General features: G+C 65.2%; 3 protein-coding genes. All 3 read right to left on the bottom strand.

Annotated elements, in window-relative coordinates:
* A partial coding sequence (locus V5F48_RS24810) for a tyrosine-type recombinase/integrase (RefSeq protein ID WP_394260622.1) occupies positions 1-978 on the bottom strand: 978 nt, incomplete at its 3' end.
* Entirely contained in the window at positions 975-1,910 is a 936-nt protein-coding gene (locus V5F48_RS24815) for a tyrosine-type recombinase/integrase (RefSeq protein WP_394260623.1), read from the bottom strand. The genes V5F48_RS24815 and V5F48_RS24810, both read right to left, overlap by 4 nt.
* The coding region (locus V5F48_RS24820) for a tyrosine-type recombinase/integrase (RefSeq protein ID WP_394260624.1) at positions 1,907-3,271 on the bottom strand (1,365 nt) is incomplete at its 5' end. The genes V5F48_RS24820 and V5F48_RS24815, both read right to left, overlap by 4 nt.

A 3,271-nucleotide genomic window follows, 5' to 3' on the forward strand; every position in this document is an offset into this window, starting at 1 on the left:
CAGCTTGTCGTCGGGCTTGAACTTGCCCGGCTTGCTGTCGAACGGGATCGTCTTGGCGAGGATCTTTTCTTTCAGCGCCAGATCGGCGTCGAGATAGATCTGGGTGGTCTCGATGGACTCGTGCCCCAGCCACAGCGCAATGACGGTCTGCTCCACCCCGGCGTGGAGAAGGTCCATCGCCGTCGTATGCCGCAGACAGTGGAAGGTGACGTGCTTCTGCTTGAGCGAAGGGCAGACATTGCCAGCGGCTGCGACGTGCTTTTTCAGGAGGCCGGTCACGGCGTCCGGGCTGAGCCGGCCGCCGCGCGCGCTCGGGAAGATCATCTCGCCCTGGCCGGGGGCCAGTTCATCGAACCAGGCTTTGAGGACATCGGCGACCGGCTTGCACAGCGGGACGACGCGCTGCTTGCGGCCTTTGCCGAGGATTTCGACGTGAGCGCCAGCGCCGAACGCCACGTCCTGACGTCGCAGGCCCGTCGCTTCCGACAGGCGCAGGCCCGTTTGCAGGGTCGTCAGCAGCAGCGCATGGTCCCGGCGGCCGGTCCATGTGGCCATGTCAGGCGCCGCGAGCAGCGCATCGACCTCGGGGCGCGTCAGGAAGTCGATCAGCTTGCGGTCGAACCGCTTGGCCGGCACGGCGAGGACGCGCTGTATCTGGGCACTGTTCGTCGGCATCTCGTAGGCGGCGAAGCGGAAGAACGACCGGATCGCAGTAAGCCGCAAGTTGCGGGTGCGGACGGTCACGCCGCGCTGCTTCTCCAGGTCACTCAGGAAGGCTGCGATGAGCGGCGCGTCGAGCTTCTCGAACGCCAGCTTGTCCGGGGCGATGCGAAGGCGCTTTTGCGCGAAGCGGAGCAGCAGCCTGAACGTATCGCGATACGAGCTGATCGTGTTCGCGCTGACCCGCTTCTCCTGCATCAGGCGCTGGGTGAAGAACCGCTGAAGGAGTGTCGGGAAGGTTGGGATCGAGGCCGTCATGACAGAGCCTCCCAGCGATGCTGAAGCCGCGCCACCGCCTCCGCCATCAGCTCCGGATTCTGGTGCAGATACCAGTAGGTGTAGGTGAGCTGGGTGTGCCCGAGATAGGTGGACAGCGCCGGCAAGCGGCGCTCAGGGTCCGTGCCGGTGCTGTAGCACCGACGCAAGACCTCGACCGCCATCGTATGTCGCAGGTCGTGCAGGCGCGGCCCGCTGGAGGCCGCGACATCACGCAGGCCAAGCCGCCTGGTCAGTCGCCGGAACGCGCGATCCAGCGCCGTGTGACCGACGCGGCGGCCGTGTGTGGATATGAAGAAGGCTTTGACGGCCTTGCCGGCCAGGAAGGCGTCACGCTCTTCCCGATAGCGTTGCAGGGCGACGCGCGTCGTCTCATGAACGGGCACAAGGCGGGATTTGCCGAACTTGCTGTTGCGGATGGTGATGACGCCCTGCTCGAGATCGACATCGTCCAGATCGAGTCTGAGGACTTCGCCGACCCGCATCCCGGTCACGCTGATGAGGCCGTAGATTGTATAGCGTCCCAGGCAGTAGAACCGGGTTGCTCCACCCCATTGCCCCAAGCTCCCCGCCAGGATGCGCTTCATCTCTTCGGCGCTGAAGATATGGGGCTGGAAGGTGATCCTGCGCCGCGCGAGCAAGTCCGTGGCGGGGATCTCGGTCTTCGGGTCGCCCAGGATGCAGTAGCGGGCGAAGCTGCGAACCGCACGCAGCCGTCCGGCGAGATAGTTCGGATCGGTCGAGACCGGCTGCCGCGCCCATTGCACCGCCAGCTTCGCGGTGATGTGAGTGGCATGACGCCGCTCCATGAAGTCGGCGAAGTTGCCGAGGTAAAGCTCGTCCTTCTTCAGTCGGAAGCCGAGCGAACGGCGAAGCTCCAGATATTCCACGACGCCTTCGCGCAAGCTGGTCATGGCAGCTCTCCCGGCCACGGCAGGGCGACCGCACGCAGGCCGTCCAGATCGACCTTCGCGTATCGCCGCGTGGCCTCGGGGCTGCGATGCCGCAGCATCTGGCCGATCTCCGTCAGCGACAGTCCCTGCCGCAGCATATCCACGGCAAGCGCATGGCGAAGTTGATGCGCGCCCGTGACCTTCACCTTGATCCCGGCGCGGGCGATCGCGCGATGCACGATCTGGCAGATGTCGCTGTGGGACCCCAGCCCGTCGAAGGGAGCGCGCGAGCGCAGGAACACCCTGCGGCACGCCGATTCCGGCCGACCGTCCTTCAGATAGGACGCAAGGGCCTCGCCGGCGTCGTGCGGCAGGGGCAGCGGCCGTTCCTGGCGGCCTTTGCCATGCACGGTCAGCCAGCCCCGCGACCAGTCGATGTCGTCCAGCTCCAGACAGACGATCTCCCGCGCCCGAAGCCCCAGCCGTGCGAGCAGCAGCAGGATGGCACGATCGCGCCGCCCGGCCGGCGTGCGCCATCTCCGGCTCTCGGCCAGAAGCCGGCGAACGTCATCGGTGGGCATCGCTCGTGGGATCGACGCCATCGACCATCCGGCGACACTGGGCACGACCGCCGCAAGGTCCGTCTGGATGTAGTCGCGGAAGCGCGCAAAGCGGAAGAAGGAGCGCAGCGACGTAACGATGTTCTTGGCTTGCGCGAAGGTCTGGTCATGCGGCGCGTTGCGGCGGATATAGTCCGTGACCTGGCTGGCGCTGATGCCGGCAAGGTCCGGCTCGTCGGCACCGCAGAGGCTCGTCAGGAAGCGCCGTATATAGCCGCCGTAGTTCTCGATCGTGGACGGCGCCAGGCCACGTTCCTCCCGCAGCCAGCCCGCGTATTCCTGCAATATCTCCTCGGCGCCGGACGGCCCGGTTGGAAGGGCTGCCTCGTCGTCAACGACGCCCCTGTCCCGGAGCCAGCCTGTCATGCCGCTCAGGGAGATTGCATCGCCGCCCTTCAGGATACGGCATTGGGCGCGGTCACGCAGGAACGCAGCTTCGTGCTCGGCCGTGATCTCGCTGGCTGCAATTCGTTCGCTGCCCAGCCATCGACTGAACTCGCTGACGAGGAAGGTCTTCTTCCAATAAGAAACCTGCGAATATCCGCAGTCTGCGAGGTATTCGGCATAAGGCCCCAGATAAGGAGCCAACGGCCCTTCGACACGAAGTCGAACGGGCCTCTTTCGACACGCCCGTTGCATACGCCAACTCAGCGCCGGTCGGCTCCAATCGACAAATACTATGCCGACCGGCTCCCACACTTTTACCACAGGAGAAGCCGGAATGCATGCAGAACTCAGCATAGTTCCGAACTCGGCATATGA

It is taken from the genome of Xanthobacter autotrophicus ATCC 700552, from assembly GCF_043194565.1.
Taxonomy (GTDB): Bacteria; Pseudomonadota; Alphaproteobacteria; order Rhizobiales; family Xanthobacteraceae; genus Xanthobacter; species Xanthobacter autotrophicus_F.